Origin of the sequence: Psychromonas arctica (assembly GCF_038155225.1) — a bacterium.
Classification (GTDB): domain Bacteria; phylum Pseudomonadota; class Gammaproteobacteria; order Enterobacterales; family Psychromonadaceae; genus Psychromonas; species Psychromonas arctica_B.
Map to the genome: position 1 here is coordinate 1 of NZ_JBAKBA010000476.1, position 207 is coordinate 207.

Sequence of the window (207 nt, forward strand, 5' to 3'; positions counted from 1 at the left end):
ACTAGAGTCCAACCAAAAAGTGACTTCGAACATTAAAGCATTATCACAAATATCTTCAAAAGTAACGACAGGAGCAGGACTTTCTACTATTCTTTTATGATCTGTTGTTGCTTGCATAATAAGCTCTGCTACTTTTTTAACGTGTGAGACATAAGCAACACCGACAGTGACTGAGGTCCTGACCATACTGTCAATTTATGTCCTGTT

General features: G+C 37.7%; 1 pseudogene. It reads right to left on the reverse strand.

Annotated features, from left to right (window positions below):
* A pseudogene (locus V6255_RS19135) lies at window positions 1-186 on the reverse strand (mechanosensitive ion channel protein); the annotation flags it as partial.
* Between the last annotated feature and the right edge of the window lie 21 nt (window positions 187-207).